This window comes from Sorangium sp. So ce296 (assembly GCF_051529605.1).
GTDB lineage: Bacteria > Myxococcota_A > Polyangia > Polyangiales > Polyangiaceae > Sorangium > Sorangium cellulosum_D.
Genome location: NZ_CP150325.1, coordinates 3,461,819 through 3,475,051, shown reverse-complemented (window position 1 = coordinate 3,475,051; position 13,233 = coordinate 3,461,819). Strand labels below are relative to the sequence as shown.

Here is a 13,233-nt window from a genome sequence, read left to right as displayed (position 1 = left end):
CGTCGCAGGGGCCGACGCGTCGAGAGGGTCGCGACCGGTCGCCCGAGCCATGGAATCGGCCATCGGACGTCCTCATAGCATGCCGCTGCGCAGGCGCGGCTCGCTTGAAACCGCGGAACCGCCATGGCAAACCATCCGCCGCCTATGGAGTCGCTGCCCATCGCAACGGACACGGTCGTCACGCTGTCCTACGTCCTGTTCAACGAAAACGGCGAGGCGGTGGACCAGGCGTCGACCGCGGAGCCGCTCATCTACGTGCACGGATACGCCCAGATCGTGCCTGGCCTGGAGCGCGCCCTGGAGGGCCTGCGCGCCGGCGAGCAGCGCGAGATCACCGTCGAGCCGGCAGAGGCGTTCGGCGAGCGCGAGGACTCCGGCATCTTCGAGGTCGACAAGGCCGATTTCCCCGACGCGGGCGAGGTCGAGGTCGGCGACGAGTTCGTCGCCCAGGGGCCGGACGGCGAGCCGGTCGCGCTCCGCGTGGTCGACATCCTCCCCGACGGCTTCCGGGTCGACACGAACCACCCGCTGGCAGGCCAGAAGGTGCGCTTCCAGGTCCAGGTCAGCGATGTGCGCGCCGCCAGCGAGGAGGAGATCGCGCAGGCTCAAGCCGAGCTGGAGGAGCGCATCGAGGAGTCCGAGAGCGGGGGCTGCTGCGATCACGATCACGACCATGACCACGAGCACGGCCATCCTCACGAGCACGGCCATGGAGAGGCGCTCGTGACGCTCTCGAAGAAGTCGTCCTAAGCCCGCCGCAAACGGGCGGGTTGTCCGAGGAGATCACATCATGACCGTAGGTGAGAAGGGCAAGCTGACGGAGCTGCAGCTCGATCGCCGGGTGCGCGAGCGCCTCCTGGCGAGCGGTACGCTCAGCGCTGCGACCATCGAGGCGCACCTCGCGAGCTTGCCGGATGCAGAAGAGCAGGCCGAGACGATCGCGGTCGATCAGCCGGCGCTCGGCGGGGCAGCGCACGCGCCGCGGGTCGAGCCTGAGCTCGACGACGAAGGGTCCGAGTGAGCGACGCGAAGGAGCAGGAGGATCTCCCTCCGGCCGGGGGCCCCCCGGAGCTGCCGACGCTCGACTTCTCGACGTTCGTGCTGTCGATCATCGGCTCCGCGTACGTGCACCTGGGCGACGCACCCAGCCCTGACGGCAGGGAAGAGCAGAACCTGGTCCTCGCGCATCAGGACATCGATCTGCTCTCCCTGCTCCAGGAGAAGACCAAGGGGAACCTCACGGGTGACGAGGAGCGCCTGCTCGAGCAGGCGCTCTACGATCTGCGGATGCGCTACCTCGAGGTCTCGAAACGCTCGTGACCGCCGGCGCCAGGGCTCTTTCGTGGGTCCTCCTCGCCTGGCTGGTCGCCGCGTGCAACAAGGCCTCTCCCGGCCACTCTTCCGGCGCGAGCAGCTCCGCCGTCCCTCCGGGCGCCGTGCCGGTGGTCAGCCTCCCCCCGCCTCCTCCTACGTCGCCTCCTCCGATCGTCCGGTCCGAGGGCATGCCCGGCTCCTTCGCGCCGCTCGCGCGCAGGGCCGACCCAGCGGTCGCCACGGTCAAGGCCCGCGTCGAGCGGCAGCAGCACCCGGGCGGCCGCCGCCGGACGGTCGCCGAGGGGCTCGGGACGGCCTTCGTCTACGACCCCGAGGGCTTCCTGCTGACGAACAACCACGTCATCGAGGGCGCGACGGACATCCTCGTGAGCTTCGTCGACGGACGCGACATCAAGGCGACCGTCGTCGGCCGCGACAAGCACACGGACGTCGCCGTGCTGAAGGTCGAGGAGAAGGGGCTCCCGTCGCTGCCGCTTGGCGACTCGGACACCATTGAGGTCGGCGACTGGGTGGTCGCGATCGGCAACCCCTTCGGCCTCTCCCACACGGTGTCGGCGGGCATCCTCTCGGCCAAGGGCCGCACCCGGGACGACGTGAAGGGGCTCGATCCGAGCGGTTATTTCAACTTCCTCCAGACGGACGCGAGCATCAACCCGGGCAACTCCGGCGGCCCGCTCCTGAACCTCAAGGGCGAGGTGGTCGGTATCAACGCGGCCGTGCGCGCCAACGCGAACAACATCGGGTTCGCGATCCCGATCAACATGGTGCGGCAGCTCCTGCCGATGCTGCTGCGCGACGGGAAGATCCGCCGGAGCCAGGTCGGGGTGATCGTCGATGTCCTCAACTCGATCGAGGCGGGGCGGCTCAAGCGGCCGGATCGAAAGGGGGCATGGGTGAAGACCGTGGTGGCGGGGGGGCCCGCGGACCGGGCCGGCATCGCGCCGGACGACGTGATCATCGGCTTCGAGGGAAAGCCGATTTCCGACCCGAACGAGCTCAGGTGGATGGCGAGCATCGCCGGCGTGAACAAGGTCGTTACGCTCCGCGTCGCGCGGCTCGAGCGGGTCTTCGATGTGCGCCTCACGCTTGGCGAGCTCCCCGAGCTCAACGAGGAGGCCGATGAGCCGTGAGCCGGGCAACGCGGAGCGTAACGACCTTGTGCCCGGCACGCCCGCCGGCCACCGCGCGCCCGGCCGGGGCATCCGCCGCGCGACGTTCCTTGCCCCCCAGCCTCCTCAGGTAAGCTGACCCCGTGGCCTCTCTACCTTCCTCCCCGGACGAGCTCGAGCCGGTCGCACCTCCCGGCCCTCCCGGCGACGCGCCGGGCGACATGGCGGGTGACGACCTGCCCGCGGGGGGCGACCACCGCCGAGCGGAGCAGCTCCACGCGCGCCTGAATAGCGCTTCCGCCCGTGCGTCCAATCGCGAGGCACGACGGCGGGAAGCGGAGGAAGATCGTGAGCTCATCGAGCGGGCGCAGAAGGGGGACCAGGCGGCGTTCCGCTCGCTCGTGGAACGGCACCAGCGCCGGGCGTTCGCGATCGCGATGGGGCTCGTCCGCGACGAGAACGACGCGCGCGAGCTCGTGCAGGACGCGTTTCTCCGCGTCTACAAGGGGCTCGGCTCCTTTCAGGGCGGCTCCTCGTTTTTTACTTGGCTTTACCGGATCGTCACCAACCTGGCGATCGACCTCATGCGCAAGCCGGGGCGCCGCGACCTCGAGCTCCAGGAAAACCAGGCGGCTGAAGAGCAGTCCGACTTCCCGCTCGTCGCCCGGATCGACGGAGCCGACCCCCTCAACGTCGTCCGCCGTCGGGAGATCGCCGGGCGCATCCAGGCCGCGCTCGACGCGCTGCCGCCTTACCACCGAGGCGTGATCCTGATGCGGGAGGTCGAGGGGATGTCCTACGAGGAGATGGCGCAGGCGATGGGGGTCTCGAAGGGGACGATCATGAGCCGCCTGTTCCACGCCCGTCAGAAGCTTCAGCGCGCCCTCGCTGACTGCTACGCGGAGGAAGAGGGCAAGGGAGCCGCAGAGGACCCGGAGGAGATCGCGTGAGCACCGCCAACAGCAGCAAGGCGAATCACGGGGATGCGAGCGCCCCGCCGACGGATCTGGAGCTGATGCTCTATGTCGACGGTGAGCTCGATGAGGCGCGCCATCGGCAGGTGGAGGAGTATGTGCTCCACGACCCGCGCTGCCGAGCGAAGGTCGCGGGGCTCGTCACCGCAGCCGACATGATCCGGGACAGCGCGCTCGCCTCCAGCGCGGCCGACGGCATCGCCGACGGGGTCATGGCGAAGATCCTCGAAGGGCAGGGGGCGGCCGCGAAGGCCAACGGAGGCGCTGCGGTGCAGCCGCTCGCGGCGTCGCCGCCGGCCGCTCCGCCGCGCGCGCGGGCGCAGCTCCAGGGATCGCCGGCCAACGACAACGCGCGCGGGATCTTCGCGCTGACGGCGCTCGCCGTGGCCGCGGCCGCCGCGATGATGGTCTGGGGTCGGACCGACGTGGAGGCGCCCAGCGCGGCGCTGACCGCGCCGGCGTCCTCCGCGGAGCTCGCCCCGCCGCCCGCCGCACCGACGCACGAGCCCGTCGCCGCGCCGAGCGCCGAGGGCGAGATCGAGCCGGGCGTCGAGGTCGCCGCGGTCGACTTCGGGGCGCGCATGGGGTCCATCTTCTACGTTCCGCGGGAGGCCGCGGCCTCAGGCCCGACGACCACGGTGGTTTGGCTCTCCGATGAGGGTCCGGGAGGACAGTGATGAGATTTCTTGCGAGTGCGATCACCGCGATCATGGTCCTGGCGCTCGGCGTGAGCCCTTCCCCCGCCGTCGCGCAAGGCAAGCCGCCGGCGCCCGCCCCGGCGGCGCCGTCCGACGCCGCGATCACGACCGAGGTCGTGGTCCTCCACGCGACGAACGACGGGTCCGGCATCGATCCGAAGATCGGCAAGATGCCCGAGCTCGGGAAGCCGCCGTTCTCGGCGTACAACAGCTACAAACTCCTCGATCGGCTGAAGATCAGCCTGCAGAAGGGCAAGCCGACCACGACGAAGCTGCCGAACGGCAGTGTCCTCATGGTGTCGCTGAAGGACGTCGTGGCCGCGAAGAAGCAGGACGAGCCGAAGCGCTTCGTCGTCAGCGCGAGCATCCAGAAGCCAGGCGGCAACACGTTCCTGCCGCTGCTCGAGGTGAACGCCAAGGCGGGCGAGAATTTCTTCGTGGCGGGTCAGCAGCACCAGGGCGGCGTGCTCGTGCTCGGCATCAAGGTCGCGCCCTGAGCCGAGGGCGCTCGGCTCCCGCTCAGCGACGGCCCGAGGACGGCAGCGCGACGGGCAGGTCGAGGTAGAAGGCCGTCCCGCGCGGGGCGCACGCCTCCGCGCGGATGCTGCCGCCGTGCGAGGCGACGATGTTCCTGACGATGCTCAGGCCGAGCCCGGTGCCGCTCCCGTCGGTCTTGGTCGTGAAGAAGGGGTCGAAGATCCTCGGCAGGTGCTCGATGTCGATCCCGTGCCCCTCGTCCCGGATGGTCACCGTGATGTAACCGTCCTCCGGCGACGTCGCGGTGGTGATGCCGAGACAGCCGCCGTGCTCGTGCATCGCGTGCGCGGCGTTCGTGAACAGGTTGACGAACACCTGCGTCAGCGGGTCGATGACGCCCCGCACCGGAGGTATCTCGCCGAAGCATCGCTCGACGGTGACGCCCGTCTGGTCGAGCAGGTGCTCGCAGAAGACCAGCGCGCGCTCGATGATGTCGTGGAGGGAGACGGCGCCCGGCTTCTCCGTGGACGGCCGCGCGTAGGTGATGAGGTCGCGCGAGAAGCGGAGGATGCGGTCCGCCGCCTCGTTGATCCTCGCGAGCCGCTCGATGTCCGAGGGATCGAAGCCGCTGCGCTCGCCCTTGCGGCGCAGGTACTCGGAGTAGGCGAGGATCGAGGTGAGCGGGTTGTTGAGCTCGTGCACCACGCCGGCGGCCATCTTCCCGAGGGAGGCCAGCTTCTCGGCCTGGATGACCTGCGCGCGCAGCGACTCGTGCGCGCGCGCCTCGCGGAGCGAGGCGCCCAGGGTGAGCACGAGCCGGTCGACCAGCGCCTGGATGGGCGCGCTGTCGAGGTACACGGCGTCGTCTGCAGCGATGTGCATCGTCGAGCGCCCTTCAGGCTCGATGGCCGCGACGCGCTCGAAGGCGAACTCCGGGAGGAGCCGCGCCGGATCGCGGCCGTCGTCGCGGCGAGCGCGCGGCGACACCCGGACGACCGCCTGCGCGCCCGTCGCGCCCGGGATGTACACGCCGAGACCGCAGCCGGGCAGCATCTTCGCGGCTGCGCCGAGCAGCGCCGAGGCGCGCTGCTCGATGGAAGCGGACGGATCCAGCTCGCTCGACGCGATCAGCAGGTTGTCGATCCACTCGAGCGGGAGGTCCCGGGTGAGGGGCTTTCGAAGCGTGACGGGAGCGTCGGACAACGGCCGCTTCCCCAGGCGCTCCGCGCTCCTCCCGCTCACCCGATCCCCCTGTTCGGGTCGTCGCCGCTCGACCGGTCGAGATCGATGATCTTCGCGGCGCCGACATAGGATTTCGTTTCGTAGCGGGTGATCTTGCCGATCTTGCGGACGATCTCCGCCATCCGCTCGGCCTCGCTGCGGATCGTGGCCGCCGCCCCCTTGATGGGGGACGCGTCGTCGATCCGGCGGCAGATCAGCTCGGCGTAGCCGAGCACGCTGGTGAGGGGCTGGTTCAGCTCGTGCGCGGCCGCGCCCGCGAGCTCCGCGATGATGGCCTGCTTCTCGCGAGCGCGGAGCTCCTCCTGCGCCTCGGTGAGGCGGGCCTCCATCCGCATCCGCTCGCGCAGGTCGGTGAAGATGCCGACGGAGCCGACCGGGACGCCGTTCTCGAAGATCAACGCCGCGGAGAGGTGCACCGGGATGCGCGACCCATCCTTGGCGAGGACCTCGGTCCGGTAGCCCTCGAGCCGGCCGGGGCCGCCGTGCTCCTTCGCGTGGATGAGCCTCATGATCTGCTCGGCGTTGTGGTCGGGGTAGAGCGCGCGGACGTTCATCGCGCCGACGACCTCCTTCGCGTCATAGCCGTAGATCCGCTCGGCGGCGCGGTTGAAGAGCAGGACGACGCCCGCCATGTCGGCCGAGACGATGGCGTCGACGGAGCTCTCGATGACCCGCTCCAAGAACTCCTTGGTCTTGGTGAGCTCCGCCTCGGTGGCGCGCTCCGTGGTGACGTCGCGGAAGCTGACGAGGACGGCGCCGCTCTCCTCCCGGAGGACGCTGCTGAAGCTGAAGCTCAGGATGAGCTTCTCGTGCTCGGGCTCGCCCCGCCTCACGGTGAAGTCCACCATGTGCGGGAACGACCCCTTGGCGAAGCCGGCGCGGATCTCCTCGAGGAGCGGGTGCTCGCGGGGATCGACGAGGTCGGCCAGGTTCGCCTTCTCGAGGTCCTCCGCCGTGCGCCCGGTGATCGCCTGGGCGCGCGGGTTGGAGAAGAGGATGTGGCCGTCGGGATCGACGACGATGATGCCGTCCGCGGTCGAGTGGAAGAAGTCGGCGTAGCGCTGGAGCGCCTTGAGCCGGCGCTCCGCCTCGAACCGGGCGAAGGTGCTCTGCTGCGTCTGATCGCGGAGCGACTGCAGGATGCGCGCGTTGCGCAGGGCGATCGCGGTGGCGCTCGCGACCGTGCGCGCCAGCGAGAGCTCGTGCGTGTGGGGGGCCACCGGCTGCCGCCCGCGCAGAAAGAGCACGCCGAGCGGTTTGTCCTCGAACAGGATCGGCAGGAGGGCGAGCGAGCGGAACGCGTTCTCCGGGAGCTCGGCGCGCACGATGTCGAACAGCGGGTGCGCCTTCGCGTCGTCGATCACGAGCACGTCGCCCGTGCGCATGACGCGCTGGATCTCCGGGTACTTCCCGAGATCGATCGGCAGATCGCGGAGCTCCTTGTCGTCGCTCGCGGCGACCACGTAGCCGACGTCGCCCGAGTCGCGCACGAGCACGATGCTGCAGCGATCGACGCGCGCCACCTCGGCGATGCGGCGCACGACCGTGAAGAGGATGTTCCGGAAGTCGAGCGTCGAGGCGAGCGCCTGCGTCAGCTCGAGGACGACCTTCGCGTCGTGCTCCTTGCGCGCCAGGGCGTCGACGTAATCGCGGATCCGGAGCTGCCCGCGGATGCGGGCGATGAGCTCGGCCGGGCGAAACGGCTTGCGGATGAAGTCGTCCGCGCCGAGCTCGAAGGCGCGGGCGACGTCCTCGTCCGCGTCGAGCGCCGTCAACACGACGACCGGCACGTCCTGCGTGCGGCGATCGTCCCGTACGGCGCTGAGGACCACGTAGCCGTCCGGGGGCGGCATCACCAGATCGAGCAGCACGAGCGCGGGCACGCTCGCCTTGAGCCAGGCGAGCGCCTCCGCGCCCGAGGTGACCGCGACGGTCTCGATGCCCGCGTCGGCCAGCGCGTGCAGCAGCATCTGCCGGCTGACGGCGTCGTCATCCACGACGAGCACAGGATCACGGCGAGACACACCGCAAGCTTATCGATTCCACGCTGGAGCGATGAGAGAATTCCGGCTCACGGCGCAACGCTGGCCCGCTCACCAAACGTGGCGGGCGGCGCGGCGCATCGGGGCGCCGCGCGCGCGGCGTGGGTCAAGAGAAGAGATCCCCCTGCTTGGCCGCGGGAGCCGCGATGCCCAGGTGCTCGTACGCGCGGCGGGTCGCGATCCTGCCCCGGGGCGTGCGGCCGAGGAAGCCCTGCTGCAGCAGGAACGGCTCGTATACGTCCTCGATGGTGTCGCGCGGCTCACTGAGCGCCGCGGCCAGGGTGTCGACGCCCACCGGGCCGCCGTCGTAGTGATCGATGATGACGCGCAGCAGCCTGCGGTCCATCTCGTCGAGGCCGGCCGCGTCGATCTCGAGCCGCTCCGCGGTCTTGCGCGCGATCGCCATGGTGATCGCGCCGTCGCCGAGCACCTCGGCGAAGTCGCGCACCCGGCGCAGGAGGCGGTTGGCGACGCGGGGGGTGCCCCGCGAACGCGCGGCGATCTCGCGCGCTCCCCCGGCGTCGATCGGCACGTCGAGCAGGCCGGCGCTGCGCTGCACGATGCGCTCGAGCTCCTCGACCGGGTAGAAATCGAGGCGGACGACGTGGCCGAACCGCGACAGCAGCGGCGCGGTGAGCAGCCCGGTGCGGGTCGTGGCGCCGACGAGCGTGAACGGCTTCAACGCGAGCTGGATGGTCGTCGCGTACGGGCCGTCGCCGGTCATGATGTCGATCTTGAACGACTCGATCGCGGGGTAGAGGCTCTCCTCGACCGCCGGCGTGAGCCGGTGGATCTCGTCGATGAAGAGCACGTCGTTCCGCTCCAGCTTGGTGAGCAGCCCGGCCAGCGCGCCCTTGTGCTCGATCGCCGGCCCGCTCGTGACGTGGAGGGTGACGCCCATCTCGCGGGCGAGGATGTGGGCGAGCGTCGTCTTGCCGAGCCCGGGCGGGCCGCAGAAGAGCATGTGGTCCAGCGGCTCGTGCCGGCGGCGCGCGGCCTCGACGAAGACCTTCAGGTTCTCCGTGTGCTTGGCCTGGCCGACGTACTCGGCGAGCGAGGCCGGCCGGAAGAGACGGTCGAAGCGATCGTCGTCGCCTGTCTCGGCAGGAGAGAGCGCCCGTTCAGGCATGCCCCGGGAGTACCGCGGGCAGAGGGCGAAGGGAAGCGATCCCGCGCGCGGAAGGAGCGTGGGTCGCGCGCCGCCGGCGGCTGCGGGCGAGGTCAGCCGAGCGCGGGGACCGACGAGAGGCGAGGGCGGCGCGGCGGCGGGACGCGCGGCAGCCGCGCGCGGCAGAGCGGGCGGCCGTCCGGGGCTCCGTCGACCTCGAGCGAGCCGCCGTGGAGCTCGATCACCGAGCGCGCATGGCTGAGGCCGAGGGTCAGGCCGCGCCCGCGCGCCGTGGTCTGCCGGCTGAACAGCGCCTCCAGCTCGTCGGGCGGCACGTCGCGGCTGCCGTACTCGATGTCGATGCGGACCTCGCTGTTGAACTCGCCGGCCATCGTCGCGGTGAGGCGCACGAGGCGCGCGGACGGGTCGGCCGCGCCGGTCCGGAGCGCGTGCGCCACGATGACGGCGATCGCGCGCGTCGCGTACGCCTGGTCGACGGGGATCAGCGGCAGCGTGTCGCCGACCTCCACGACGACCTCCCCGTCGGCGTCGCTCGCGAGCTCGCGCGCCTTGCGGATCGCGCCCGCGATGAGCGCGCCGACGGACGTCGGCTGAGGCTCGAGCGTGAGCTGGCCGGCCTCGACGCGCGCGGCGTCGAGGATCGACTCGATGAGACCGAGGAGCTCGCGGCCGCGCGTCGAGATGAGCTCCAGGCTCTCGCGCTGGGCGGCGGTCAGGTCCTCCTGGCCCACGAGCTCGGCGAACCCGAGGATCGCGTTCAGCGGGCTCTTGAGATCGTGGCTCACGCTCGCGAACAGGAGGCCGCGCATGCGCTGCGCCGCCTCGCGGGCCTCGAGCGCGCGCTCCTGCGCCGCGGCGAAGACGCGGAAGCGCTCGGCGAGATCCTCGATGGCGTGCCCGAGCCGGGCGACGACGGCGAACCGGGCGGGGCGGGCGATCTGCGTGGCGCCGCGGAGCACGCTGTCCGTGCCGAGCAGGCGCACCTGCTTCGTGGCGTGTACGAGATCGGCGGCGAGGACGCGGCCGAACAGGTTGCCGAGCACGCCGGCGACCAGCACCGCGAGCAGCGCGACGAGCGCGCCCCAGATCGCCGCGGAGGGCTCGAGGTCGGCCGAGAACCGGATGTTGGCGCAGCCGCCGTCGAGCGGCGTGATCACGGCGATCTGCCCGTCGGCCTCGCGGCCGAAGGAGGGCTCCGCGCTCACGCAGTCGTGCTGCACGCGCGCGAGGAACCCGTACTCCGCCGCGGCGGCCACGACGTCGTTGCGATCGGCCTCCGCGATGGCCCCGAGCGACGGATCGAGCGCCGTCCGCGCGATGAGCCCCGCGGTCGTGCGCCGGCTCCGCTCGATGAACGTCTGGAGGTGCGCGTTCGCGATCAGCACCGCCCCGACGCCGACGAGCAGCACCGGCGCGGCGACGGCGAGGAGCAGCTTGTAGGTGACCCGCCGGCGCGGCGTCTGGTAAAACTCGGCCGTTTCGAGCAACGAGCCGATCGCCTCGGCCGGGCTGATCTCGAAGAGGCTGAACGTCGTGGCGCGCGTCAACACGTAGTGCGGGATCGCGGACGCGCAGAGGATCGTGATCGCGAGGATGAGCAGGCTGACCGCCCGGCCGTCGTCGAGCTTCTCCGGCCTGATCCCCGGGATCATCGTGAGGCTCGAGATCGTCGAGCTCGCCAGCACGAAGCGCAGCGCCAAGGACGGCGGCAGCTCGGCGAACCGCTCGAGCTCCTCGTGATCGATGTCGCGCGAGCCGATCATGAGCGAGCGCAGCAGGTTCCGGTGCGTGCGCAGCCGGAGCAGCGTCAGCAGCGTGGTCGCGACGATCGCGGCGAGCGCGATCTTGGCGCCGACCGAGAGCACGCTCGCGGCGACGTCCTGCTCCAGGATGAGCAGCTTCGGCGCGAGCGCCGCGATCGCCCCGAACGCGGCGACGCCGACCAGCGCCTGGCGGACGAGCACGCGCCGCGCGAAGTGGATCGCGTCGTCCCTCATGCGCTCTTCGTTCATACGATCCTCCCACCTGGCCGGCCGCCGCCCGGCTCGCTCACGGGCGTCGCCGCCGCGTCCGGCGAGGGCGGCTGGACCGGCGCGGGCTGGGGGGGCGGGGCGACCCAGAGCGGCAGGGTGATCGTGAAGGTCGAGCCCCGCCCGAGCTCGCTCTCCAGCTGGATCGTCCCGCCGTGCATCATCACGAGGCGCCGCGCGATCGAGAGCCCGAGCCCCGTCCCGGCCCGGCGAGAGCGCACGTCGCCGGTCTGCCGGTACTCCTCGAAGACCGCCGACGTCTCCTCCGGCGGGATGCCGGGGCCGGTGTCCTGGACGGCGATGGTCGCGTAGCGGCCGCGCGCCGCGATGTGGACCGCCACCGAGCCGCGCGCCGTGAACTTGACGGCGTTCGAGACGAGGTTCGTCAGGATCTGCCGCACCCTCCGCGGATCGGCGTGCGCGAGGAGGCCGTGCTCCCCGGTGACGCGCAGCTGGATGGGCTTGTCGCGCGCGGCGGCGGACGCCTCCCGCATCACCTGATCGACGACGACGCGGAGGTTGACGGCGCGGCGGGAGAGCTGGAGCTTGCCCGTCTCGAGCGCCGACAGATCGAGGATGTCGTCGATGAGCGTGCGCAGGTGCTCGCCGCTCTGCCGGATGACGGACAGCGCCTCGCGCGCGTCCTGGCTGAGCGGCCCGTCGACCTCGCTCTCGAGCACGTGCGCGAACCCGAGGATGGCGTTGAGCGGCGTGCGCAGCTCGTGGCTGAGCCCCGCGAGGAACGCCGAGCGCTCGCGGTCCATCGCGGACGCTTGCTGGAGATCCGCCCGGTAGGAGCGCTCCGCCGCGGCGAAGCGGGTGATCAGCAGGTTGAAGGCCGCCGTCAGGAGGCCCACCTGGTCGAGCGACCTGATCGGCACCGGCTCGGTCTGGATGAGGTCGGTGCTCGACGCGCTCTGGCCGTGCCCGCGCGCCATCGCGGTGATGCGCTCGCGCAGGTAGTCGACGTCGTCGCGCGCCGCCTTGGTGAACGAGAGCGCGACCGCGACCGCCACGCCGAGCAGCAGCGTCGTGAGCGCCGCGACCGCGTTGCCGAGGGCGAGCGAGTCGGGCGGCGGGGTCGGCGCCGAGACGAAGGTGAGCACCGAGAGGTGGGACAGGGGCGGGCGGAGCGGGCGCGCCGCGAACCGGACGCGGCCGAGCGAGGTCGTCTCCTCGCCCTTGCCCCGCGTGAGCATCTGGAAGATGTCGGCCTTGGCCGGCGCGCCGAAGCTCTCGTTCACCAGCACGTGGCCGTTCTGCTCGACGAGCAGGATCTCCGACCCGGTCCGCCGCGCCGCCTGACCGAGGACCTCGGTCCGCTCCGCGTCGGCGGTCCCATGGAGCCGCGCCGCGAGCGTCGCGGCCAGCACCTCCGCGCGCAGGCTCGCGGCCTGATCGCTCATCCTGGCGAGCTGGCGGATGCCGATCAGCGCGATCGCCACCGCGGTGGCGATCCCCACGACGATCACGATCGCGGGCGCGAGCGGCACGAGCGGCATCGTGCCGCGAGGCCAGCGGATGAGGCGACGGCGAGCCACGGCGAGGGCAGGATGCTAGCGCGCTTCGGGCGGCGTACGGGCCGCCTCAGGCGCCCGGAGCGCGATGGGGCTTACCCGCCTCACCTGGGATCGGTCGCCAGGAGCGCGAAGACGGAGTGGTCGAGCCAGCGGCCGTCGCACCACTCGGCCTGCCGGGCGATGCCCTCGAAGCGAAACCCGAGCCGCCCGATGACCGCGAGGGAGGCGTGGTTGTCCGTGGCGGCCGCGACCCGCACCCGGTGCGCGCCCATGTGGCCGAACGCGAACCCGAGCGCGGCCTTCGCGGCCTCGGTCATCAGGCCGCGTCCGGTCGCCTCCTTGCGCAGCCAGTACCCGAGCTCGCAGGAGCGGTGCAGGTGCACGCACGACTCGAGCCCGACCACCCCCGCGAGCGTGCGGTGCGCGCGCTCGCGGATGACGAAGCGCAGCGCCCTGCCGTGATCCCAGTCGGCGGCGCACGCCTCGGCGAAGCGCACGCTCGCGGCCGGATCCGTGTGGAACTGCACCCAGGGCAGCCAGCGCTGGAGCGTCGCGCGCGAGCCGCTGACCGCGAGCCAGAGCTCCGGTCCGTCGGACGGATCGATCGGCACGAGGAGCAGCCGCTCGGTCTCGATGGGGCGGGCGCGGACCTCGCTTCGAGGTGGGAGGATGAGCAT

13 protein-coding genes are annotated in these 13,233 nt (G+C 71.5%); 7 read left to right on the top strand and 6 right to left on the bottom strand.

Annotation, left to right across the window (positions count from 1 at the left end; genetic code table 11):
• Positions 1–144 precede the first annotated feature (144 nt).
• From WME98_RS13035 to WME98_RS13005, 7 genes are all read left to right on the top strand, one after another.
• Positions 145–750 (top strand): FKBP-type peptidyl-prolyl cis-trans isomerase, encoded by a 606-nt coding sequence (locus WME98_RS13035; RefSeq protein WP_437951620.1) that lies wholly within the window; start codon positions 145–147, stop codon positions 748–750.
• A 40-nt stretch (positions 751–790) separates the two neighbouring features.
• Positions 791–1,021: a hypothetical protein gene (locus tag WME98_RS13030; protein WP_020740286.1), complete on the top strand. Its 231-nt coding sequence runs from the start codon at positions 791–793 to the stop codon at positions 1,019–1,021.
• Complete coding sequence (locus tag WME98_RS13025; protein ID WP_061628276.1) at positions 1,018–1,320, top strand: DUF1844 domain-containing protein; 303 nt, start codon at positions 1,018–1,020, stop codon at positions 1,318–1,320. The genes WME98_RS13030 and WME98_RS13025 overlap by 4 nt, the downstream gene beginning before the upstream one ends.
• Positions 1,321–1,502: 182 nt before the next feature.
• Entirely contained in the window at positions 1,503–2,465 is a 963-nt protein-coding gene (locus WME98_RS13020; protein ID WP_061628275.1) for a S1C family serine protease, read from the top strand.
• Positions 2,466–2,587: 122 nt separating this feature from the next.
• Positions 2,588–3,394 carry a sigma-70 family RNA polymerase sigma factor gene (locus WME98_RS13015; RefSeq protein WP_437333632.1) on the top strand — a complete coding sequence of 269 codons (807 nt, stop codon included), beginning with the start codon at positions 2,588–2,590 and terminating at the stop codon, positions 3,392–3,394.
• A complete protein-coding gene (locus WME98_RS13010; RefSeq protein ID WP_437951619.1) occupies positions 3,391–4,095 on the top strand; it encodes an anti-sigma factor family protein in 705 nt (234 codons plus the stop codon). Before WME98_RS13015 ends, WME98_RS13010 begins: the two co-directional genes overlap by 4 nt.
• Complete coding sequence (locus tag WME98_RS13005; protein ID WP_437951618.1) at positions 4,095–4,613, top strand: hypothetical protein; 519 nt, start codon at positions 4,095–4,097, stop codon at positions 4,611–4,613. Before WME98_RS13010 ends, WME98_RS13005 begins: the two co-directional genes overlap by 1 nt.
• A gap of 22 nt (positions 4,614–4,635) precedes the next feature.
• On the opposite strand, the gene WME98_RS13000 is transcribed toward WME98_RS13005, so the two are convergent.
• The 6 genes from WME98_RS13000 to WME98_RS12975 all read right to left on the bottom strand — a co-directional run bounded on the left by WME98_RS13000 (position 4,636) and on the right by WME98_RS12975 (position 13,233).
• Complete coding sequence (locus WME98_RS13000) at positions 4,636–5,796, bottom strand: sensor histidine kinase (protein ID WP_437951617.1); 1,161 nt, start codon at positions 5,794–5,796, stop codon at positions 4,636–4,638.
• Between the two features lie 35 nt (positions 5,797–5,831).
• A complete protein-coding gene (locus tag WME98_RS12995; protein ID WP_437951616.1) occupies positions 5,832–7,859 on the bottom strand; it encodes a PAS domain S-box protein in 2,028 nt (675 codons plus the stop codon).
• Positions 7,860–7,983: 124 nt separating this feature from the next.
• The gene (gene ruvB / locus WME98_RS12990) at positions 7,984–9,006 is read right to left on the bottom strand and encodes a Holliday junction branch migration DNA helicase RuvB (protein ID WP_437722582.1); all 1,023 of its coding nucleotides are present in this window, start codon (positions 9,004–9,006) and stop codon (positions 7,984–7,986) included.
• Positions 9,007–9,098: 92 nt separating this feature from the next.
• Positions 9,099–11,018 (bottom strand): sensor histidine kinase, encoded by a 1,920-nt coding sequence (locus WME98_RS12985; protein WP_437951615.1) that lies wholly within the window; start codon positions 11,016–11,018, stop codon positions 9,099–9,101.
• A complete protein-coding gene (locus tag WME98_RS12980) occupies positions 11,015–12,577 on the bottom strand; it encodes a sensor histidine kinase (RefSeq protein ID WP_437951614.1) in 1,563 nt (520 codons plus the stop codon). The genes WME98_RS12985 and WME98_RS12980 overlap by 4 nt, the downstream gene beginning before the upstream one ends.
• Before the next feature lie 80 nt (positions 12,578–12,657).
• Positions 12,658–13,233 carry a GNAT family N-acetyltransferase gene (locus WME98_RS12975; protein ID WP_020740276.1) on the bottom strand — a complete coding sequence of 192 codons (576 nt, stop codon included), beginning with the start codon at positions 13,231–13,233 and terminating at the stop codon, positions 12,658–12,660.

What these genes read in the sequence shown, in the direction of transcription:
- WME98_RS13030 (WP_020740286.1), top strand. Translation starts at nt 791, where the DNA reads ATGACCGTAGGTGAGAAGGGCAAGCTGACGGAGCTGCAGCTCGATCGC.
- WME98_RS13005 (WP_437951618.1), top strand. Translation starts at nt 4,095, where the DNA reads ATGAGATTTCTTGCGAGTGCGATCACCGCGATCATGGTCCTGGCGCTC.
- WME98_RS13020 (WP_061628275.1), top strand. Translation starts at nt 1,503, where the DNA reads ATGCCCGGCTCCTTCGCGCCGCTCGCGCGCAGGGCCGACCCAGCGGTC.
- WME98_RS12985 (WP_437951615.1), bottom strand. Translation starts at nt 11,018, where the DNA reads ATGAACGAAGAGCGCATGAGGGACGACGCGATCCACTTCGCGCGGCGC.
- WME98_RS12975 (WP_020740276.1), bottom strand. Translation starts at nt 13,233, where the DNA reads ATGCTCATCCTCCCACCTCGAAGCGAGGTCCGCGCCCGCCCCATCGAG.
- WME98_RS13035 (WP_437951620.1), top strand. Translation starts at nt 145, where the DNA reads ATGGAGTCGCTGCCCATCGCAACGGACACGGTCGTCACGCTGTCCTAC.
- ruvB (WP_437722582.1), bottom strand. Translation starts at nt 9,006, where the DNA reads ATGCCTGAACGGGCGCTCTCTCCTGCCGAGACAGGCGACGACGATCGC.